The sequence below is a fragment of the Streptomyces sp. NPDC051020 genome (assembly GCF_040683105.1).
GTDB lineage: Bacteria > Actinomycetota > Actinomycetes > Streptomycetales > Streptomycetaceae > Streptomyces.
Map to the genome: position 1 here is coordinate 13,254 of NZ_JBFBCG010000038.1, position 19,154 is coordinate 32,407.

The 19,154-nt window shown below is 70.6% G+C and carries 17 protein-coding genes and 2 pseudogenes; 8 read left to right on the top strand and 11 right to left on the bottom strand.

The genetic code is table 11. From position 1 onward, the window contains the following. Nucleotides 1–174, top strand: a pseudogene (locus AB0N06_RS21305) (IS701 family transposase); the annotation flags it as partial. Nucleotides 175–317: 143 nt separating this feature from the next. On the opposite strand, the gene AB0N06_RS21310 reads toward AB0N06_RS21305, so the two are convergent. Beyond that, the gene (locus AB0N06_RS21310) at nucleotides 318–857 is read right to left on the bottom strand and encodes a hypothetical protein (protein WP_366136247.1); all 540 of its coding nucleotides are present in this window, start codon (nucleotides 855–857) and stop codon (nucleotides 318–320) included. A gap of 185 nt (nucleotides 858–1,042) precedes the next feature. Beyond that, nucleotides 1,043–1,603, bottom strand: a complete 561-nt coding sequence (locus tag AB0N06_RS21315; protein WP_366136248.1) for a MauE/DoxX family redox-associated membrane protein — start codon at nucleotides 1,601–1,603, stop codon at nucleotides 1,043–1,045. A 219-nt stretch (nucleotides 1,604–1,822) separates the two neighbouring features. On the opposite strand from AB0N06_RS21315, the gene AB0N06_RS21320 reads away from it, so the two are divergent. The 4 genes from AB0N06_RS21320 to AB0N06_RS21335 are packed head-to-tail and all read left to right on the top strand — an operon-like array spanning nucleotide 1,823 to nucleotide 4,601. Continuing rightward, entirely contained in the window at nucleotides 1,823–1,990 is a 168-nt protein-coding gene (locus tag AB0N06_RS21320; protein WP_366136249.1) for a hypothetical protein, read from the top strand. A 43-nt stretch (nucleotides 1,991–2,033) separates the two neighbouring features. Continuing rightward, a complete protein-coding gene (locus AB0N06_RS21325; RefSeq protein ID WP_366136250.1) occupies nucleotides 2,034–2,204 on the top strand; it encodes a hypothetical protein in 171 nt (56 codons plus the stop codon). Next, nucleotides 2,204–4,090: an ABC transporter ATP-binding protein gene (locus AB0N06_RS21330; protein WP_366136252.1), complete on the top strand. Its 1,887-nt coding sequence runs from the start codon at nucleotides 2,204–2,206 to the stop codon at nucleotides 4,088–4,090. Before AB0N06_RS21325 ends, AB0N06_RS21330 begins: the two co-directional genes overlap by 1 nt. Before the next feature lie 25 nt (nucleotides 4,091–4,115). After that, on the top strand, nucleotides 4,116–4,601 hold the full coding sequence (locus AB0N06_RS21335) for a S26 family signal peptidase (RefSeq protein WP_366136253.1): 486 nt from the start codon (nucleotides 4,116–4,118) through the stop codon (nucleotides 4,599–4,601). Nucleotides 4,602–4,829: 228 nt separating this feature from the next. Here AB0N06_RS21335 and AB0N06_RS21340 read toward each other — a convergent pair whose 3' ends face one another. From AB0N06_RS21340 to AB0N06_RS21350, 3 genes are all read right to left on the bottom strand, one after another. Further along, complete coding sequence (locus AB0N06_RS21340) at nucleotides 4,830–5,435, bottom strand: methyltransferase domain-containing protein (protein WP_366136254.1); 606 nt, start codon at nucleotides 5,433–5,435, stop codon at nucleotides 4,830–4,832. Between the two features lie 133 nt (nucleotides 5,436–5,568). Beyond that, nucleotides 5,569–6,333 carry an SDR family NAD(P)-dependent oxidoreductase gene (locus tag AB0N06_RS21345; RefSeq protein ID WP_366136255.1) on the bottom strand — a complete coding sequence of 255 codons (765 nt, stop codon included), beginning with the start codon at nucleotides 6,331–6,333 and terminating at the stop codon, nucleotides 5,569–5,571. A gap of 30 nt (nucleotides 6,334–6,363) precedes the next feature. Beyond that, complete coding sequence (locus tag AB0N06_RS21350) at nucleotides 6,364–7,083, bottom strand: DUF4386 domain-containing protein (protein ID WP_366136256.1); 720 nt, start codon at nucleotides 7,081–7,083, stop codon at nucleotides 6,364–6,366. Between the two features lie 77 nt (nucleotides 7,084–7,160). Between AB0N06_RS21350 and AB0N06_RS21355 the strand changes: the two genes are divergently transcribed. Next, entirely contained in the window at nucleotides 7,161–7,670 is a 510-nt protein-coding gene (locus AB0N06_RS21355; RefSeq protein ID WP_366136257.1) for a MarR family transcriptional regulator, read from the top strand. Nucleotides 7,671–7,907: 237 nt separating this feature from the next. Here AB0N06_RS21355 and AB0N06_RS21360 read toward each other — a convergent pair whose 3' ends face one another. The 3 genes and pseudogenes from AB0N06_RS21360 to AB0N06_RS21370 form a co-directional block, all read right to left on the bottom strand. Next, nucleotides 7,908–9,431: a S8 family serine peptidase gene (locus AB0N06_RS21360; protein ID WP_366136258.1), complete on the bottom strand. Its 1,524-nt coding sequence runs from the start codon at nucleotides 9,429–9,431 to the stop codon at nucleotides 7,908–7,910. 271 nt (nucleotides 9,432–9,702) lie between these two features. Then, a pseudogene (locus tag AB0N06_RS21365) lies at nucleotides 9,703–9,860 on the bottom strand (peptidase S8); the annotation flags it as partial. A 77-nt stretch (nucleotides 9,861–9,937) separates the two neighbouring features. After that, nucleotides 9,938–11,032: a P1 family peptidase gene (locus tag AB0N06_RS21370; RefSeq protein ID WP_366136259.1), complete on the bottom strand. Its 1,095-nt coding sequence runs from the start codon at nucleotides 11,030–11,032 to the stop codon at nucleotides 9,938–9,940. Between the two features lie 382 nt (nucleotides 11,033–11,414). Between AB0N06_RS21370 and AB0N06_RS21375 the strand changes: the two genes are divergently transcribed. Continuing rightward, nucleotides 11,415–11,936: a hypothetical protein gene (locus tag AB0N06_RS21375; protein ID WP_366136260.1), complete on the top strand. Its 522-nt coding sequence runs from the start codon at nucleotides 11,415–11,417 to the stop codon at nucleotides 11,934–11,936. A 108-nt stretch (nucleotides 11,937–12,044) separates the two neighbouring features. On the opposite strand, the gene AB0N06_RS21380 is transcribed toward AB0N06_RS21375, so the two are convergent. Beyond that, the gene (locus tag AB0N06_RS21380) at nucleotides 12,045–14,786 is read right to left on the bottom strand and encodes a beta-eliminating lyase-related protein (RefSeq protein WP_366136261.1); all 2,742 of its coding nucleotides are present in this window, start codon (nucleotides 14,784–14,786) and stop codon (nucleotides 12,045–12,047) included. A gap of 182 nt (nucleotides 14,787–14,968) precedes the next feature. Then, the gene (gene hutI, locus AB0N06_RS21385; protein WP_366136262.1) at nucleotides 14,969–16,201 is read right to left on the bottom strand and encodes an imidazolonepropionase; all 1,233 of its coding nucleotides are present in this window, start codon (nucleotides 16,199–16,201) and stop codon (nucleotides 14,969–14,971) included. 301 nt (nucleotides 16,202–16,502) lie between these two features. Between hutI and AB0N06_RS21390 the strand changes: the two genes are divergently transcribed. Next, entirely contained in the window at nucleotides 16,503–17,303 is an 801-nt protein-coding gene (locus AB0N06_RS21390; RefSeq protein WP_366136263.1) for an IclR family transcriptional regulator, read from the top strand. Nucleotides 17,304–17,484: 181 nt separating this feature from the next. Here AB0N06_RS21390 and hutH read toward each other — a convergent pair whose 3' ends face one another. Next, on the bottom strand, nucleotides 17,485–19,038 hold the full coding sequence (gene hutH / locus AB0N06_RS21395; RefSeq protein WP_366136264.1) for a histidine ammonia-lyase: 1,554 nt from the start codon (nucleotides 19,036–19,038) through the stop codon (nucleotides 17,485–17,487). Nucleotides 19,039–19,154 lie beyond the last annotated feature (116 nt).

A 19,154-nucleotide genomic window follows, 5' to 3' on the forward strand; every position in this document is an offset into this window, starting at 1 on the left:
TGGCGGGAAGGCTCCCGGCCGGGCACCAGCCGAAGCGGCCTCGCGCACATGTACTCGCGCTGCGTCGCCCTGCGGATCCGTCCTGCCGGACGCGAGATCCGCCAGTCCACCTGCGGCGCGGAACTGCCCGGATGCCGGCTGCCGGCCGAACGGCCCGCCGCCGAACCCGCTCCACGAAGCCGCCGGCATCACCCTCACCTACGCACACGCAACAAGGCCCCCGACCGTTTCAGGTCCCCCTCTGCCGACACCCGGGCGCGGTGCGTGCGGGCGGTCCGGGCCGCGCCGACGCGACACCACCACGGGGCGGTGCTGTGTCAGACCGTGGCCTTCGAAGGCGCCGGCAGGCGGGCCGGGTCGAAGGCGGTGGCGGCGAGCGTGCCGTCGGCGGTGATCAGGCCGAAGACCGGGTACCCGGTGATGTCGAAGGCCTCGCCGAGCGGTCCGTCGCCCGGCTCGACCACGACGTGTGCGACCTCGGACAGGGCCGCCACCTGCTCAAGGGCCTCCTCCTCGGTGCCGTGCACGACGGCGAGGACGCTGCGACCGGTCTCGCGGGTGGTGGTGCGGGCCTGCTCCACGAAGAGCGGCAGCCGCTCCTTGCAGGCCCGGCAGTCGGGTGAGAAGAAGCCGAGCATGGTCTCGCCGAGGCTCTCGCGGGTGATCCGCTCGCCGGCGGTGGTGACGGCGGAGAAGCCGGGGACAGCGGAGCCGGCCGGGATGATCAGGCCTTCCGCCACCTTGTCGCCCTTCTCCTCGGCCTGGGCGCGGAGTTTACGTATGACGCCGAAGGTGAGCAGCAGGTTCAGCAGACAGAGCACGGCGATAAGGGCGACGGCGGTGACCAGAAAGGGCATGGGTGACTCCGAGGTCTCGTGTCATCGTAGGGCGGGGTGTCCGCCGATCGGGATCGCGGGATGCGGGATACGGCGACCGGGACGGGTGCGGCGCGCGCGGTGCAGCGGCTGCGGATTGCGCGTCGCGGTGGCCGCCGTGGTGGTCCATAGACATGAACCACATGCGCAGTCAGGGCAGTTGTCGCCTACGGGACGGATCTACGGACCCGTCCCGAGGTACGTGGGGCACCGTCGTCGAACAGCGTGCCCAGCTCGTCCGTGAAGATCACGAGGAGGGCACCGACCAGCGCGCCGAACGCCGCGATCAGCACGCCCGCCGCCTGGGTCGGCGCCGGCGTCCCCGCGAGCCCGGCGGCCAGGCCGAACGCGGCGAGGGCGAGCAGCACGGTGTTCCGGACCACGTGACGGCGGCCGATCGGCGCGGTCGAAGCACCGAAGCAGGCACAGGACGCCTTGGTCCCGCTGCGGAGCGTACGGACGATTCCCGTGGTGAACGCAGCGAGCAGCAGCAGTGTCAGGACGAAGCCGGGCGCGCCACCTGGCCCCAGGGCGAGGAGCACCACCGCGACACACTCCCCGGCGACCACGGCCACGGCCACGAGGCGGCTCAGGCGGGCCGAAACACCCATGGAGCGGGCGGAGTCCTCGAAGCCGCGGAAGGCCGCGGCGCCGCGTAGCTTTCCGGTTGCGGATGCCGCGAACACCATGCCGACGAGGAGTCGGACGGCAAGCAGGGCATATGCCACGAGCAGCCCTCACCTCTCTGGGACGACTGGACCAGAGGCAATGTAATCCCAACTCGGCATGAGCAACAGTGGCCGCTTCACGCTCAAGCCTCTGCGGGGAATCAGGAAGCAATCAGTCAACTTTCGCACCCTTGCGCTCAATTGCCATCGCCACTTAAGTTCTGCCCCGGCCGGACCTCACCCATGGTCCGGTGTTCACCCCTACGACGGAGGTCCACGATGACCCGTGTGATCGGCACGATGGGCGACAAGCTGCTGGGCATGCTGCTGAAGGAGGACCGGGCCGGTGCCTGTGTCCCGGAGCATGGCACCTTCTGCAAGTGCGTGAACCACGTCCGGTACGTCTACAGCTGCAACGGCCCCTGCGTGAAGAGCGGCAGCTGCTGACCCACGCCCCATCCCCATCCCGTCGCGTAACCAGGAGGCAGGCATGAGGCGAATGATCGGCACGATGGGCGACCGGCTGCTGCGGCTTGTGCTCAACGAGCAGCGCGCGGGGGCCTGCGTCCCCGAGGTGGGACAACTCTGCTACTGCAAGGGTGGATACCAGTACCGATTCACCTGTAACGGCGTGTGCACCAAACGCACCAACACGTGCTGATGACGCACTCCGACCCACCCGCCGGTTCCCCGGAGGCTGCTTCGCCTCCGGGGAACCGGCTGCGAGCCCGCGCCGCGTGGGCGGCGGTCGCCCTCCAATTTCGCGCCACGCCCGCCGGCGCCTCCCTGCTCTTCGGCGTGACCGTGGCAATCGGGGTGACACCGGCCGCGACCGCCTGGCTCGCCAAGCTGCTCTTCGACGAACTCGGCCGCGGTTCGCAGGCCGACGCGCGGCACGCCGTCAGCCTCGGCATCGCCACGGCCGCGCTGGGCGCACTCTCCGCCGTCCTTCTGCAACTGGCCGGATACCTCGATGAGTTGGTGCGCAGAAGGCTCGTCGTCGAAGTCGAACGGACCCTGTTTGCCAAGGTCGACGAGTTCCACGGACTGAGGCGGTTCGAGGATCCCGCGTTCCACGATCGGCTGCGGCTCGCCCAGCAGGCCTCGGAGGACGCACCGCACAACATCACCATGTTCACACAGGAGGCCGTACGTTCGGTGGCCGCGGTCAGCGGCTTCGCCGGGGCCCTGCTCGCCGTCTGGCCTCCGATGGTGGGCCTGCTGTTCCTGGTCGGCGCCGCCGCACTGCTGGCCCGGCTCTCGCTGGCCCGCCGCCAGGTGGTGGTCTGGGAGCTGACCTCGGCCCGGCTGCGCCGGCACCTCTTCTACCGCTCGCTGCTGACCGACCCCCGCGCCGCCAAGGAGATCCGGCTGTTCGGTCTCGGCGGCTTCCTGCACGGCCGGCTGGTCCGCGCGCTGAGCGACGCCACCGAGGCCGAGCTCGCGGTGGCCCGGCGTGGAGCCCTGGTGCAGTCGGGCTTCGCCGCGCTCAACGCCCTGGTCGCCGGGCTCGGTACAGTCGTCGTGGTCGCGGGCGCGGCCCGCGGCAGATTCACGGTGGGGGACGTGACTCTGTTCATCGCCGCCGCCGCGGGAGTGCAGGGGGCGTTCACCGGGATCGTGCTGCAGGCCGGAACGGCCGCGGAGGGCGTCCGGCTCTTCGGCCACTATCTCGATCTGCTCGACACCCCCGACGACCTGACCCGGGGCGAGGCCCCCGCGCCGGCGCTCGCCGGGCGAATCGAACTGCGGGATGTCTGGTTCCGCTATGACGCCTCCGGCCCCTGGGTGCTGCGCGGGGTGAACCTGACCGTCCCGGCGGGCACCGCGATGGGTCTGGTGGGCCGCAACGGCGCCGGCAAGAGCACCCTCATCAAGCTGCTCTGCCGGTTCTACGACCCCGAACGCGGCGCGATCCTCTGGGACGGCACCGACATCCGGACCATGGACGTGGCCGAGCTGCGCCGCCGGATCGGCGTCACGTTCCAGGACTACATGACGTACGACCTCTCGGCGGCCGAGAACATCGGCATCGGCGATCTGCCGCACCGCGAGGACCTGGAGCGGATCCGCGACAGCGCGGCGCTCGCCGGCATCGACACGACCCTGCGGAGCCTCCCCGGCGGGTACGAGACCCAGCTCAGCCGGGTCCACCTCGACGAGGAGGGCGGCACCTCCGGGGTCACCCTCTCCGGTGGCCAGTGGCAACGGGTCGCGCTGGCCCGCTCGCTGATGCGCGGCGACGCCGATCTGCTGATCCTGGACGAGCCCAGCTCCGGCCTTGACCCGGAGGCCGAGCACGAGGTGCACCGCACGCTCAGCCACCACCGCCGGGGACGGACTGCGCTGCTGGTCTCCCACCGGCTCGGCGCCCTGCGCGAGGCGGACTGCATCGCCGTGCTGGTGGACGGGAGGATCGCCGAACTCGGCTCCCACGGCGAGCTGATGGCCCTCGACGACGGGCACTACGCCCGGTTGTTCGGCCTGCAGGCCGCGGGATATGCCGTGAGCGGCGACCGGGCCAGGACCACGGAGGCAGCCACATGAGCCGCCCGAAACGGAAGGCGGTCACATGACGGGTGTCGGGCGGACGACGGCGGCGATGGCAGCGGGCGCCGGCATGCTGCTCCTTTCCGTACGTGTCCTGCGTTCACACATCGCGCTCATCAGGGTCACCGGGTCGAGCATGGCCCCGGCCTTCACGGACGGCGACCGGCTGCTGGTCCGCCGCACCACGCGCGTGCGGCGCGGCGACGCGGTGGTCTTCCGCAACCCCCTCCCCTTCGGCGACGGCGACGAACCCCTGGCCTGGCTGGTCAAGCGGGTCTCCGCCCTGCCCGGCGATCCCGTGCCGCCGGACGTGCGCGACATCGTCGGGGCTCCGGACGGCGGACTGGTGCCGTCAGGTTCACTGGTCGTCCGGGGCGACGCCGCCCGCACACAGGATTCCCGCCACTTCGGCTACGTCTCCGAGTCGTCCCTGCTCGGCGTGGTGCTCACCCGCCCAACTGTCCTCGGTCAGAGGCCTGTTCGAACGCTCCCGAACCCGGCCGACTGACTCCGTCCGGTCCCGGGCGGGACTCCACCCGGAGGGCAGCCGGCATCGGAGGTGCTCGGAGAGCCTGCATCCGACACGACCGTCAGCGCGCCGCCGTGTCCCGAACCCCGGACGGACCTCGGTGTCACCGATGCCCCGATGCCCGCGGACATGGAACTGCTCGCGGACTGCTCGGAGAAGCTGCCGACTGCCTGGCGGGCGCGGTTGCTCACGATGTCCCGCACATCCTCACCGGCAGTGGACGCTGACGGCATAGCCGCCGCCGTCGTAAGGGTCAGCGTCCCAGGTGGCGAAGCGGTCAACGAGGGTGAGGCCGGCATCGGCGCAGCAGTCGTCGTACTCGGCCAGCGTGATGCTGGGTGGCACGGGCAGGTGGGCTTCGTCCAGGCCGAAGCCGGCGACCATCAGACCGCCCGGACGCAGGGCTGCGGACAGGCGCTTGACCACCGTGACCTCGGTGCCGGCAGCGAGCAGCGGGAAAATGTTGCCTGCAGCGACCACGAGATCGAAGTCCGCTGCGATGCCGAGCAGGTCCGGCTCGAACGCGGCCAAATCGAGCTGGAACCACGGCAGCCCCGGCGCCTGCTTCTGCGCCACTGCCAGCATCGACGCATCAAGATCCACCCCAACACAGTCGTACCCGAGTTCCGCGAGCCGGATCATGACCCGTCCGGTACCGCACCCGGCGTCCAGCACTCGCGCTCCGACAGGCACGAGAGCTGCGCAGAACCGCGCCTCACCGTGCACATCCCTCCCGCTACGGGCCAGGGCCGCGAACCGTGCAGCGTAGTCCTCTCCGGACGTCTCCCCGGTCAACTCTTTCCAACGGCTCATGAGACCAACCATAGGTCGACCGTGTGCCACTCGAAGAAGCAACTGAACGCGCGGCGCTGAAGGCCATCGCAGAATAGGGCTCGAACTGATCCCGCAGCCGCTCGGGGTACGGGCCGCGCCCCGGCGGTCCTCTTCAGCCGGTGACGCGGCCGCCGGCGACGTCGATGGTGAGTCCGGTGAGCCAGGACGCGGCCTCGGAAGCGAGGAACAAGGCGGTGTGGGCGACGTCGTCCGGGGTTCCCATGCGGCCCAGCGGGTGCATGGCGGCGACTTTGGCCTGCACGGCGGCGGGCATGCGGGCCTCTGTCGTCTCGGTAAGGATGGCCGAGGGCGCAATGCAGTTGACGCGGATCCCGCGCGGTGCGACCTCGGTGGCCAGGTGGCGAGTGAGCATCACCACCCCGGCGTTGGCGACACCGTAGGCGAGATTGGCCTGGCTGGGTTGGCGGCCGGCGGCCGAGGACATGGTGATGATCGAGCCGCTGCCGCGTTCGAGCATGCCCGGCAGGGATGCCTGGATGGTGAGGAACACCGACGTGAGGTCGGAGTCGATGACCTCGCGCCAGCGTTGTTCGGTCAGTTCCACGGACGGGACGGGGAAACCCTGTCCTCCGGCGAAGGCGGCGAGGACGTCGACCGGGCCGAGCCGGGACTCGGCTTGTCGGCGCGCGTCGTCCACTGCGGCGGGGTCGGTGACGTCGGCGACCGCGCTGATCGCCGTGCCGCCCTCGCCGGTGATGTCGGCGACGACGGCGGCCAGGGCTTGTGGGTCCCGCCCAACGGCGCAGACCTTGGCGCCCTGGGCTGCGAAGGCTCGTGCGGTTCGGGCGCCGATGCCGCGCGATCCGCCTGTGATGAAGACGATCTTGCCGTTCAGGTCGGGGAAGTTACCGGACATCCGTAGTGGCTCCTTGGTCGGTGAGAGTGGTCAGGACGAGGCGAGGCCGGGCTCTTGCCCGTGTGGCGTGCGGCGGCGGGTGCGCGGCAGCAGCGCTGCGACGAACACCAGCCATACGGTGCCGCCGAAGCGGACGACCGGCAGGAGGTAGGCGAACCCGGAGGCCAGCAGGGTCAGCGTGGAGAGCATCCCGGCGGCGGCGAGCAGCAGTCCGGTCCAGGTCACCGCCCGCGGCAGCAGGCCGGCCAACAGGCCCGTCACCGATACCCCGGCGGTGAACAGGGCGTACATCACCGCGTAGGCGGGGCCGCCGGACAGGAACGACAGGTCCGCGAGCGCGCGGGCGAGGGGGGCGGGGGCGTCTACCGGCAGACGGCCGCCGCTCCAGGCGAACATCGCGCTTGCGGTCAGCGCGCAGCTAGCCAGTACTCCCCCGACCAGGGTGATCGCCGAGCCGGGGGCGGTGATGCCCAGGGCCCGCAGCCGCCGGTAGAGCACCGCGGCGCACAGCGCCAGCGGCACTGCGGAGGCCAGCAGCAGGAAGGAACCCAGCTTGATCGCGGTGCCGTGGCTGCGGGCGTAGTGCAGGACCGCAAGGCCGGAGGCGTCGGGGTGAGGAGTGGAGCGGTTCACGACCACGTAGGCGACGGTCAGCGCGGCGAACGCCAGGACGGGGGCCAGCAGCGGCGGCCCGGACTGTGGGCGGCGCGCGCTCGCCACGGGACGTTGAGGGGCGGGGGCAACGGTCATGACTTCTCCCGGATCAGCGATTTACGCAAGATAATGATTACAATCCAGAACGATTGTCAAGCATGTACGATGCCGTCATGAACAGCAGTCACGAGGACGGGAGCCCCGCGCTCCGCGGCGGCGCCGCTTTCCTGCTGGCACAGCTGGGAGCCCACGCGGCTCAACTGTTCGCCGAGCGGATCGCCGCCCTCGACCTGACTCCCGCACAGGCAGGGCTCCTACGCCTACTCGCCCAGACCCCCGGCCGAAGCCAGCGCGAACTCGCCGACGACCTCGGCATGCCGCCGAGCCGCTTCGTGTCCTTCGCCGACGACCTGGAGGAGCGAGGCCTGATCGAGCGCCGCAGGAACTCCAACGACCGGCGCCTGTACGCACTCCACCTGAGCGAACGCGGGCTCGAGATGCTCGCCCGGCTACGCGAGGCGGGGGCAGCGCACGAGCAACACCTGTGCCAGGCGCTGTCCCCCGACGAGCACCAGCAGCTGACCGGACTACTCAGGCGCCTGGCCGAACAGCAGGGACTCACCCCAGGCGTGCACCCCGGCTACCGGTCGCTGCGAACCGAACGCCCCGCCCGCAACCGGTGAGCGGCAGCCACCGGCGTCCCCGAGGGTGCAGGCGCCTTCATCTCCAGCACTTGTTCACTGCTGCGGCGATGAACCTCGCTCGGCTCGACGCTTGGACCAGCGGAACACCGCGAATCGGCACCCGCAGCTCCCGCTTCGAAACGCTGAGGCCCGCCGCCTGACGGCGACGGGCCTACGAAAGGGGCCGGCATTGACCAACCAGAGTCGACGGCCCGCCCCCTTGCGCGCGGAAGCCGTTTACTTCGTCACAGCGTTCAACGCGTTCACGATCCCCACACCGTAGAACCCGTTGTGGTTCTTCGACCCCTTGCACACGGCGTCGATCTTGCCGTCGGAGTCGATGTCGTACGGGTCCGTGCACGGCGTGGCATCGGCCTGGGCGTACAGCAGGGCCTTCACCTGGCCGGCGGTGGCGTGCGGGTGCGTCGACTTGATGAGGGCGGCCACCCCCGCGACGTGCGGGGACGCCATCGACGTGCCCATTGCGTAGCCCCACTCGCCGCCGGGCATCGTGCCGAGGATCCCACCATTGGCCCCCGGCGAGGCCGGGGGCTGGTAGAGGACGGAGTCGCCACCGGGCGCGGCGACGTCGATGACGCCGTGACCGTAGTTGGAGAACGACGACTTGATGACCTTCGCACCGGTCGCGGAAACGGTCACCACACCGGGCAGCTGGGGCGGTAGGTCCAAACACTTGTGCGGGTCGATCACCCGGTCGCCCGGTGTGCCGTCGTTCGGGGAGGCGGGGTCGGTGATGGAGTCCGCGTCCAGGTCGCGGCGCTCGTTGCCCGCGGCCGCGACGTTGACCGTGCCCTTGCGCTCCGCGTACCGCGAGGCCCGGGTGGCGGCGTCGACGAGCGCCCTCTGGTCCGGGTCGTCGAGGCAGCTGAAGTTCCAGGGGTCGGTGTAGTAGCTGTTGTTGGTGACGTCCACGTGGTGCTCGGCCGCCCAGACGAAGCCGCAGACCACGGCCTCGGTGTAGACGTAGCCCTCCGGGTTGGACACCTTGATGCCGGCGACCTGCACGCCGGGCGCGACGCCGGTCATGCCGAAGCCGTTCTTGGCGGCCGCGATCTCACCCGCGACATGCGTGCCGTGGGCGCTCCCCTCCGACGCGCCCGGCCGCCAGGCCCCGTTCGCGGTGTCCGGCTTGCCCGACGCGCAGTTGACGGACGCCTCGCGGTTGAAGTTCGGGGCGAGGTCGGGGTGGGTGTCGTCGACGCCGGTGTCGATGACGGCGACTGTGACCTCGCGGCTGCCGAGCGTCTTCTCGTGCGCCTTGTCCGCCTTGATGGCGGGCAGGTCCCATTGAAACGGCTCCAGCGGGTCCTGGCCGTCTGCCGCCTGGGCGCTCGCGACCTCCCTGGCGCTGAGCACCTTCGGCGTGCCGACCTCGGTCATCGACTGCGGGGCAAGGGGCGCGGTGCGGGTGGCGCCGGCCGACTGCACGCCCGGAACCTTGCGGATGGTCGGGGCGAAGTCGGGGTTCACGGAGTGGACGACGATCACGCCGATCTGGTCGTACGCGATGACGATCGTGCCGCCCGCGTCGGCGATGGCCTTCTTCACCGTCGTGGTCGGGCCGTGTCCGGTGGCGATGTTGACGACGTAGCTGAGGGAAGTCGCGTCGGCCGTCGCGGCCTTCGGGGCCGCCTCGGCCGCCGACGCCGTGACGTTGGGCAGTAAAGCGAAGGCGGTCGCCGTGACCATCCCCAGCGGAAGGGCGACAAGACGACGGGAGCGCGTGCGGGGCGCTGTCATAGAGGTCTCCAGTTGGTTGGCGGTACGGGTGGTAGGACGCTTGCCAGGGCTCAACGAGTTGATCGGCGGATTTAGACCGACCGGCAATTGGGGGGTGGGTGAAAGAGCGGGGCTGGGGTGCGTGCATCGCAAGGCGGAGGATCGAGCCATGGCGAATGGGGCCTCCCCTGCTCGAGCGAAGCCGAGAGCTTGGGGAACATGGTGAGGGACGACAACGCCGCGAAGTGTGTGCCCCAGCCCCGTGACGCCGCCCCCCAATTGCCGGTCGGTCTTACTTGACCGTCCGCAGGGCGTTGACGATGCCGAAGCCGTAGAGCCCGTTCACGCGCTTGCCGCCCGTGCGGGTCGCGTCCACGACCCGTCGCCGTTGGAGTCGTAGGGGTCTTTCGGGCAGCCCGGGTTGTCCGCCTGGGCCTTCAGGAGCGCCTGGGGACTCTGACGGCGAGCGGGGCGACGCAGGCGGGTCTGTGCGCCTCGTAGCAGAAAATCTGCCCCGTGCCGGGGAGTCAGCGCGCGGGGCCCTCGCCGTCCGGCACCAGTGGTGTCGCAGGACCCGAAAGGACTTCGAGCAGCCGGTCCGCCGACAGGGCCGGCAGGGTGCGGCCGCCGAAGCCTGTGGTCGTCGTCGCGGCGAGCAGGGAGTTGAGCACCGCCTCCTCGACCGCGTCGAGGACTGCTTCGAACAGCGGCCCCAGCTCGACGTCCTCCACAGGGGCACCGGCCTGGGGCCGAGTACCGAAGGCGACGGCGTAGTCGCCGCTGCCGTGGCTGTAGGCAGCGCCCGTGCGGGCCAGGGCGAACACCGCGCGCCGCGCGACGCGAGTGAGTTGCCGGGCGTCGAGCGGGGCGTCCGTGGCGACCACGATCATGCAGGAGCCCGCCTCCCCGACCGGCGCCGGGTCAGGGGCCAGGCCAAGGGACTGCGGGGTGACACTGCGGCCGAGCACCCGCAGCGTGCCGCCGAAGTTCGCCTGTACCAGGACACCGACCGTGTACCGCCGGCCTCCCAGGTCCGGTGTGCGCGAGGCGGTTCCGATGCCGGCCTTGAATCCCAGGGCGCCTGTGCCGGTTCCCGCGCCGACACAGCCCTCGGCCACCGGTCCGCCGGACGCTCCCTCGAGTGCGGCCCGGACGTGCACCTCGTGAATCGGCCGTGCGCGGATGTCGGACAGGAAGCCGTCGTTGCACTCACCCACGACCGGGTTGAGGCTCTGCACCTTGCCGCATCCGGGCCGTTCGAGCATCCATCCGACCAGTGCGTCGGCGACCCGAAACGCCGATAGTGTCGAGGTCAACAGCACCGGTGTCTCCAGCGTGCCGAGTTCGGTGAGCTGGGTCGTGCCGATGAGCTTGCCGTAGCCGTTGCCGGTGAACATCCCGGCGGGCAGCGGTGTGTGGGGGCCGACGGCGCCGGGCACGACGGCGGTCACTCCGCTGTGCACATCGGGGTGCCGGCGGACGGTGGCGTGCCCGACACGGACGCCCGGTACATCGGTGATCGCGTCGAAGGGCCCGGTAGCGAACTCTCCGATGACGATACCGAGGTCACGAGCCCGGGACCGGGCGCCCTGTGCTGACTGGATGTAAGCCATGGGTTCCATACGGCCGAACGCTACGCACCGCGTCAAGGGCCGCCTCCTTGGCACGGCCTTCGCCGCTGCGGACACCGGCCGCCAGGTGACCGTGGGCTTCTTGTTCACCGTCCAAGACCCCGTGCGTCTGTCTCCACGTCACGGCCACGACCCCGATCCTCCCCCGCCAGCCAGCGTCTCCCACGGCTGGTGGTGCGTCCGGACACGGTGCCGCGCTGGCACCGCGATCTGATCGCACGCCGGCACGCTGCGCGCTCCCGGCCCAGGCGCCTGGGCGGCCGCGCACTGTGCGCGTGCGACCAGAGGCGGAGAGGAGCTCCCGCTGGGGCGGGATCCATCTCCGACCGGGGGCCGACGCGGCGAGGCCCGCACTGCGGCCAGGATTGCCGCCATGCCGATGTTCTCCGCCCTTCAGACCCTGCCCGATGTCCCGCGCTGGGCGCGCAACGCAGCGCGCCTGGCGGTCCTGACGCCGCTTCCGTCCAGCCTATGGCGGCTCCCGATGGCCTGGGGCTGGATGATGGGCTTCGGGCCGGAGGCCAAAAGGACTCTCCATGTGCCCGGCTGGGGGTCGCTCTACATCGTGGGCCTGACGGTGTTCTCGGAGATCTTCGCCTTCCTGACGCTCGGCCTGGTGCAGTCCTGGGGCGAGGTCTGGCCGCGCTGGGTGCCGGGCCTGCGCGGCCGCCCGGTGTCGGTCCCGGCCGCAGTGATCCCAGCGCTGGTCGGGGCCGGACTGGTCATGGTGTACTCCGTGGGCCTGATCCACAACATGTTCGTCAATCCGGACCCCGACGCTCCCCACGGCATCTCCGTCGTGGTCCTGAACCTCTGCTACGCGCCCATCATCCTCTGGGGACCGCTGCTCCTGGCAGTCACCGTGCATTACTGGCGCCGCCGACGCCGGACGTGACCCACCGGTCGCGGCCAGGAAGGCGTCGGCGGCGACCTCCCGGGTCAGACCGCCGCCGTTCTCCAGTGCGTCACCGACCGGTCGTGCGCCCGGACACCCGTCCGCCCGTCATGCCGTGAGCTCCTTCAACGCGGACTCGGTGAAGACCCGGTAACCGGTGTCAGGCCGGTATCCGTGTATTTCGCGAGTGTCGAGAGCCCCCATGTAGCGCAGCACCGCCTCGTTGACCACCTGGCCCGGAACGAGCACGGGGAAGCCCGGCGGGTACGGCGTGACGAAGGTGGCCGAGACGACCTCCCGCCCTCCCTCCATGGCCTCGGCGACTTCCTCCGCCATCATGTACTGGCACTTACTGTCGTCATACGCCAGGAAGAACGCCTTGCGCAGGTCCCCCTCCGGCGTGTGAACGCCCGGACGGAATGCGGCATGGAACGCGCTGAAGTCCGGCAGGGCGGCGGAGCCGTCGCTGAGAGCGGCGCTTCGCCGATGGTGCAGGGCACGTTCGCGGGGGCTCATCTCCTCGATGTTCTCCTCCAGTTCCTCGACGATCTTGACGAGCACCTCGATGAGGTAGGCGACCGCGCTGCGCGTGGTTCCGATGGTGGTCATGAACAGCAGCGTGTTGCGCGTGGTCTTGTTGACCTGGACGCCGTAGCGGTCCATGAGGTGTTCGTGCTTGAAGGTGTCGCCGTCGATGCCTGTGCGGCCGATGTGCAGGGTCGCCCGGGTCGGATCGAGAACGAACTCGTCGTCCTCCCAGGCGGCCGCCATTCTCGCCAGCCCGGTCCGCAAGGGCTGGTCCACACCGGAGGAACGAAACCGGGCGGGTATGAGCTCGGGAGTGGTGAGGAAGTGCAGGTAACGGCTCAGCACCGGGTGCTGGTCGATCGCGTCCCTCAGTACACCCGCCTGCTCGAGCTGCTTCTGCACCAGTTCGAAGCCCTCCAGTTCGGCCTGCCGGCGGCCGAGGTCGAGCGAGGCGAGGATCTGGTAGTTCGGCGACGTCGACGTATGCGTCATATAGGCCTCGTGGAACGTCTCGGCCGCCTTGTGTCTGAAATCCTGGTCGAAGACGTGGATCATGGAGCCCTGACGCAGTGACGTCAGCGTCTTGTGCGTCGACTGGGTGGCGTACACCCGGATGCGGACGGTGTCCGGATCCGGCATCAGACGGTGGCTGAGCAGGGTCTCGTCGTCCGGGTCGTCCCCGAGTTGCTGCCGGTGTGCGGCGTACTGTTCGGCGTAGTCCGCGTCGCGGTAGCGGTCGGTCAGCTCGCGTGCCGCGGCCATTGCGGTGCGGCGGCGGTAGACCGGATGGAAGCGCGCGAAGGCGAACCACGCCTCGTCCCAGAGGAACGCCAGATCCGGCTTGAGCGCCAGGCACTCCTCCATCACCCGGGCGGGGTTGTAGACGATCCCGTCGAAGGTGCAGTTGGTGAGCAGGAGGAGCCGGACGCGGTCCAGCAGGCCCTCCCGCCGCAGCATCAGCAGCTTTCGCTTGATCTCCTCCACCGGCACGGCCCCGTACATGCCGTACTGATCCATCGGATATGCGTCGAGGTAGACCACATGGGCACCGGCGAGCATCAGCCCGTAGTGGTGCGACTTGTGACAGTTGCGGTCCACCAGCACGATGTCGCCCGGCCGGACCAGGGCCTGCACCACGACCTTGTTGGCGGTGGACGTGCCGTTGGTGACGAAGTACGTCTGCCGGGCACCGAACGCCCGGGCCGCGAGGTCCTGCGCCTCCCGCAGCGGCCCCGTGGGCTCCAGCAGCGAGTCCAGGCCGCCGGAGGTGGCGGATGTCTCGGCGAGGAAGATGTTGAGCCCATAGAAGCGGGCCATCTCCGGGATCCAGTGAGAGGCAACCACCGAGGTGCCGCGGGAGATGGGAAGAGCGTGGAAGACTCCCGTCGGGCGCCGGCTGTGCACTCGAAGAGCGGTGAAGAACGGTGCCGTGTAGCGTTCGCCGATACCGTGCAGGATCGACAGGTGAAGCTCCAGAAGCCCTTCCCGCGCGTGGAAGACCCGCGCGAAGCCTCGGCCGAGCGTTCCCGCGGTCCTCTCCACCGCCCCTTCCGTCATCAAGTAGAGGTCCAGCTCCGGCCGTAGTTCCAGCAACCGGGCGCCGAGCCCCTGGGCCCGCTGCTCGAACCGGTCCTCCTCCGGAAGGGCTTCGGCGACGGTCCCTTCGAAGAAACGCCGCACCACCTGCAGGTCGTGCCGGGAACGGTTGGCGAAGCGGTGGCGGATGACGACGGCCTGCAGACTGGAGTTCACCAGCGCCGCGATCACCGCGTCCTCGAAACTGGGGGCCACGACGAGGTCGTAGACGAATTCGTCCTCGTCGCGGCGGAGGCGGCGCAGTGCCTCCCGCAAAGCCTGCTCTTCTGTCTCGTCGAGATCTCCGACGACGAGCACTTCGAAGTACGGCTTGGCCGCGGAGTCGTACACCGGAGGCAGCTCCTCGGCGGCCGCGTCCTCGGGGTGCGCCGGTGTCGGCGAGACGTTCCGGTAGGTGTCCGTGCCGAGTGCCAGGTTCAGCTCGTCCGCGCGCTCCGCCAGCCGGCGCCGGTCACCGGTGCCGTGAAGCCGGCGCAGCTCGCCGAGGCCCGCCTTGCCGGGAAAGGCCCAGCAGTTCTCGATCGGTGTCAGCAGCCGGAACAGTTCCTCCAGCTGGTCGGTCGACCGCTCCGGGCAGGTGTCGGCGCTCGGGCCAAGGCTCAATCGACGCGTCAGGTCCGCCAGCGCGCTCCAGGCGTCGGCGCGCAGCTGCCGGACGCTGTTGTACACGCCTGCGGTCAGCGGATCGGTTGACCGGGTTGCCGCCTTGGCGGCGGTGTCACCCATCTGCATTCCCTTCCTACGGTGTTGGGTGGTAGCGGCCGTTCGCGGGTCCGTCTCCCCCGTCGGACTGCCGACGGGTTGAGCTCGATCGGTTCCGCGGCCCGCTCGGCGTCGCTGGGACGGACGTTTGGGACGGACGGTGATGGACGCGGAACCTGAGTCCCGCGCGTCCTTCGGGTCCCTGCTCACGCAGATCCGAGAAGGCGCCTGCCTGCCCGCCAGACGGCGGCGACGAGAGGAACGCCGGGGCGATAGGCGAGGTGGACGTGGGACGGGGCGTCGAGCAGGGCAAGGTCGGCGCGGGCGCCGGGAGCCAACCGGCCGACGTCCGCCCGGCGCAGGGCCCGCGCCCCGCCGGCCGTGGCCGACCAGAGAGCCTCGTCGGGGGTCATGCCCATCTCGCGGACGGCGAGGGCGATGCAGAAGGGCATGGAACTCGTGAAGGACGAGCCCGGATTGCAGTCGGTGGACAGGGCGACGGTGGCGCCCGCGTCGAGCAGGCGGCGCGCGTCGGGCCACGGCGCGCGCGTGGAGAACTCCGCCCCGGGCAGCAGTGTGGCCACCGTGTTCCCCTGTGCCAGGGCGTCCACGTCGGCGTCCGTGAGGTGGGTGCAGTGGTCGGCCGAGGCCGCGCCGAGCTCGACGGCGAGCTGTACGCCCGGGCCGTGGGTCAGCTGGTTGGCGTGGACCCGCGGCAGCAGGCCGCGGGCGGCGCCTGCGGTGAGGACGGCGCGGGCCTGGTCGCCGTCGAAGGCGCCCTTCTCGCAGAAGACGTCGACCCAGCGAGCGTGGGGCGCGCAGGCATCGAGCATCGGGCCGGTGACGAGGTCGACGTAGGCCGCCGGGTCGTCGGCGAACTCCGGGGCGACCACGTGCGCGCCGAGGAAGGTCACCTCGTCGGTGTGGGACGCGGCGATGGCCACCGACCGGGCCTCGTCCTCGACGGTCAGACCGTAGCCGGACTTGATCTCGATGGTGGTCGTGCCTTGGCGCAACGCCTCGTGGACGTAGCGGTCGACGTTGTCGTGAAGGACGTCGTCGGAGGCGGCGCGGGTGGCGGCGACGGTGGTGCGGATGCCGCCCGCCGAGTAGCTGCGGCCCGACATGCGGGCGCTGAACTCCTCGGTGCGGTCGCCGGTGAAGACCAGGTGGGAGTGGGAGTCGACGAAGCCCGGGATCACGGCCCGGCCTCCTGCGTCGATCCGGTTGTCGGTGGTGGGTGCTTGGCTGGAAGCGCCCGCCCAGACAATGCGGTCGCCGTCGATGACGACGGCCGCGTCCTGGATCAGCCCGAGGAGGCCTTCACCGAGGGAGGGGTCGTTGGTCACCAGAGTGCCGATGTTCGTGATGACGGTTGTCCCGGTGGACAGGACGGCGGCGCCGTCTTTTGGTCCGGTGCTGTCATGGGGCGTTGTCATACGTGGCTCTCCGTGTGTGATGCGGTGCCCCTCGGCAACCACGTCGGCCGGTGCCTGCGGTGCGTCGGGGGGATGGTCGGCTCGTCACGGGTGGATCGGCGCCCGCCACGGCGAGCGCCGTGGAGCACGCCCCGTGGTGGTGCCGGCGGGACGTCGGCCGGTCCAGCAGTTTCTGCCATGGGTTCCATGAAGCACCAGGTCAAGGCCCCTTCACTACACCCACGGGCCGCAATCCGTCTCGTATCCCAGACGCCGCGGGCGAACCGGAATCAAGGTTTCCGGACGGACGTACGCTCGCCATATGTCCACGGTCCCTGCCGCAGCACAGGTGCTCGCCGTCCTCCGCTACCTCGCAGCCCAGGCCGGTCCGGTGCCGGCCGCGGCCATCAGCCGCGATGTAGGACTGCCCCGGTCGACGACCTATCACCTGCTCGACACCCTGGCACGCGAAGGCTTCGTCGTGCACCTGCCCGAAGAGCGTCGCTACGGGCTGGGGGTCAGTGCCTTCGAGCTCGGCTCCGGATACAGCCGCCAGGCACCGTTCCAGCGCCTGGCGCGAGTCCCACTGGCACAGCTCGTCGACCGTACCGGGCACAACGCACACCTGGCTGTGCTGCACGGCCGCGAGGTCATCTACGTCATCGAGGAGCGAGCCCCGGGACGCACGCCGCTGGTCACCGAGGTCGGCGTCCGGCTGCCGGCTCACCTCACCGCCAGCGGCCGGGCCGTGCTGGCGCGCCTGGGGCAGGCTCAGGTACGAGCCCTGTTCCCCGATCCCTCGGCGTTCGTCCTGCGCAATGGGCTCGGTCCCACCTCGCTGTCCGCTCTCCGTAACCTCCTCGTGGAAGTACGGCGCCGCGGATACGCGACGGAAGAAGGAGAGGTGACGACGGGCTTCTCCTCCGTCGCCGCGCCCGTTCTCGATCACAGCGCCCACCCGATCGCGGGCGTGGCGGTCACCTTCCCGGCCGAGGAGGTGGATCCGGAGCAGCAGCAGCGGATCGCCGCGGAAGTGGCCCGCACCGCACGGGAACTGAGCCGCCGTATCGGCGGAGTGGCCGACGCACCAGTCCGCCCGGGGGACCAGGCTCCGTCGTCGTGAGGCCTGGCTCGCGGGGCCGCGCTGGGTGGCGTAGAGCCTCGCGGGTCGGGCGGCGGAGCCACCCCGGTCGGGCCGCAGAGGCTCATCGGTGGAGAACGGCCGCGGCCCCGGCGCACCGCGAGCGGTGTGCCGGGGCCGTTGCCGGTTTCCCCCGTTCAGGCGGCCTCCGGGAGGCCGGCCCTTACTGCAGCGGGCCGGCCTTGGACTCGGCGGCGGCCAGGGCGCGGCCGGAGGCCACGTACTGGACGGCCTCCTCGATCTCGGGGGCGAGCCAGCGGTCCGTGCCGGGGCCCTCGACGACCTCGCGCAGCCCGTCACGCACCGCGGCGGTGGCCGGAGCCGGCGTCAGCGGGGCGCGCAGGTCCAGGGCGCGGGCGGCGGTGTAGAGCTCCACGGCGAGGACGCGGGTGAGCCCGTCAATGGCGCGGCGCAGCTTGCGGGCGGCGGACCAGCCCATCGAGACGTGGTCCTCCTGCATGGCGCTGGAGGGGATCGAGTCGACGGAGGCCGGGGCGGCCAGGCGCTTGAGCTCCGAGACGATCGCGGCCTGGGTGTACTGGGCGATCATGTGGCCGGAGTCGACGCCCGGGTCGTCGGCGAGGAACGCGTTCAGGCCGTGGTTGCGGGCCACGTCGAGGAAGCGGTCCGTGCGGCGCTCGGCGACCGAGGCGATGTCGGCGACCGAGATGGCCAGGAAGTCCAGGACGCAGGCGACGGGCGCACCGTGGAAGTTGCCGTTGGACTCCACCCGTCCGTCGAGCGTGACCACCGGGTTGTCGACCGCGCTGGCCAGCTCTCGGGAGGCGACCAGCTCGGCGTGGGTGAGGGTGTCGCGGGCAGCGCCGTGGACCTGCGGCGAGCAGCGCAGCGAGTACGCGTCCTGGACGCGGGTGCACTCGGGGCCGCGGTGGCTGGCGACGATGCCCGAACCGGCGAGCAGCGCGGTCAGGTTGGCGGCGCTGCTGGCCTGGCCCGGGTGCGGGCGCAGCGCCTGGAGGTCGGCGGCGAAGACAGCGTCGGTGCCCAGCTGGCCCTCGACGCTCATGGCCGCGGAGATGTCGGCGGTGCGCAGCAGCAGCCGCAGGTCGTGGCAGGCCAGGACGAGCATGCCGAGCATGCCGTCGGTGCCGTTGATGAGGGCCAGGCCCTCCTTCTCCTGCAGGACGACCGGGGTGATACCGGCGGCGGCGAGCGCCTCGGCGGCCGGCTTGAGCTCACCCTGGGCGTCGCGGACCTTGCCCTCGCCCATGATCGCGAGCGCGCAGTGGGCGAGGGGGGCCAGGTCGCCGGAGCAGCCGAGGGAGCCGTACTCGTGCACGACGGGGGTGATCCCGGCGTTGAGGAGGTCGGCGTAGGCCTGGGCGGTCTCGACGCGGACGCCGGTGCGGCCGGTGGCGAGGGTGGACAGGCGCAGCAGCATCAGCGCGCGGATGACCTCGCGCTCGACCTCGGGGCCGGAGCCCGCGGCGTGCGAACGCACCAGGCTGCGCTGGAGCTGGGCACGCAGCTCGGTGGGGATGTGGCGTGTGGCCAGGGCGCCGAAGCCGGTGGAGACACCGTAGTGCGGCACCACGTCGTCGGCCAGACCCTCGATCACTTCGCGACTGCGAGCGATCTCCTTGAGGGCCTCCTCCGCGAGGACCACGGGCGCACCGTGGCGGGCGACGGAAACAACGTCATCGGCGGAAAGGGGGCCGACATTCACAACAACAGTCATAAGACGATGAAGCCCCATGTCAGAGCAGGTTCGCGAGGCGCTGACGGCACTCATTGTCTGGGATCCCAGACATTCGGCTCCGAGCCGTACGAAAACACCGATGGGGTCCGTCCGGCCGGACGGACCCCATCGGT

Bases quoted from the DNA above. Each gene is read 5' to 3' on its own strand.
- AB0N06_RS21310 (WP_366136247.1), bottom strand. From the start codon at position 857: ATGCCCTTTCTGGTCACCGCCGTCGCCCTTATCGCCGTGCTCTGTCTG.
- AB0N06_RS21335 (WP_366136253.1), top strand. From the start codon at position 4,116: ATGACGGGTGTCGGGCGGACGACGGCGGCGATGGCAGCGGGCGCCGGC.
- hutI (WP_366136262.1), bottom strand. From the start codon at position 16,201: ATGACAACGCCCCATGACAGCACCGGACCAAAAGACGGCGCCGCCGTC.
- AB0N06_RS21390 (WP_366136263.1), top strand. From the start codon at position 16,503: ATGTCCACGGTCCCTGCCGCAGCACAGGTGCTCGCCGTCCTCCGCTAC.
- AB0N06_RS21345 (WP_366136255.1), bottom strand. From the start codon at position 6,333: ATGTCCGGTAACTTCCCCGACCTGAACGGCAAGATCGTCTTCATCACA.
- AB0N06_RS21325 (WP_366136250.1), top strand. From the start codon at position 2,034: ATGAGGCGAATGATCGGCACGATGGGCGACCGGCTGCTGCGGCTTGTG.
- AB0N06_RS21320 (WP_366136249.1), top strand. From the start codon at position 1,823: ATGACCCGTGTGATCGGCACGATGGGCGACAAGCTGCTGGGCATGCTG.
- AB0N06_RS21350 (WP_366136256.1), bottom strand. From the start codon at position 7,083: ATGACCGTTGCCCCCGCCCCTCAACGTCCCGTGGCGAGCGCGCGCCGC.
- AB0N06_RS21330 (WP_366136252.1), top strand. From the start codon at position 2,204: ATGACGCACTCCGACCCACCCGCCGGTTCCCCGGAGGCTGCTTCGCCT.
- AB0N06_RS21360 (WP_366136258.1), bottom strand. From the start codon at position 9,431: ATGACAGCGCCCCGCACGCGCTCCCGTCGTCTTGTCGCCCTTCCGCTG.
- AB0N06_RS21370 (WP_366136259.1), bottom strand. From the start codon at position 11,032: ATGGAACCCATGGCTTACATCCAGTCAGCACAGGGCGCCCGGTCCCGG.
- AB0N06_RS21380 (WP_366136261.1), bottom strand. From the start codon at position 14,786: ATGGGTGACACCGCCGCCAAGGCGGCAACCCGGTCAACCGATCCGCTG.
- AB0N06_RS21355 (WP_366136257.1), top strand. From the start codon at position 7,161: ATGAACAGCAGTCACGAGGACGGGAGCCCCGCGCTCCGCGGCGGCGCC.
- AB0N06_RS21340 (WP_366136254.1), bottom strand. From the start codon at position 5,435: ATGAGCCGTTGGAAAGAGTTGACCGGGGAGACGTCCGGAGAGGACTAC.
- hutH (WP_366136264.1), bottom strand. From the start codon at position 19,038: ATGGGGCTTCATCGTCTTATGACTGTTGTTGTGAATGTCGGCCCCCTT.
- AB0N06_RS21375 (WP_366136260.1), top strand. From the start codon at position 11,415: ATGCCGATGTTCTCCGCCCTTCAGACCCTGCCCGATGTCCCGCGCTGG.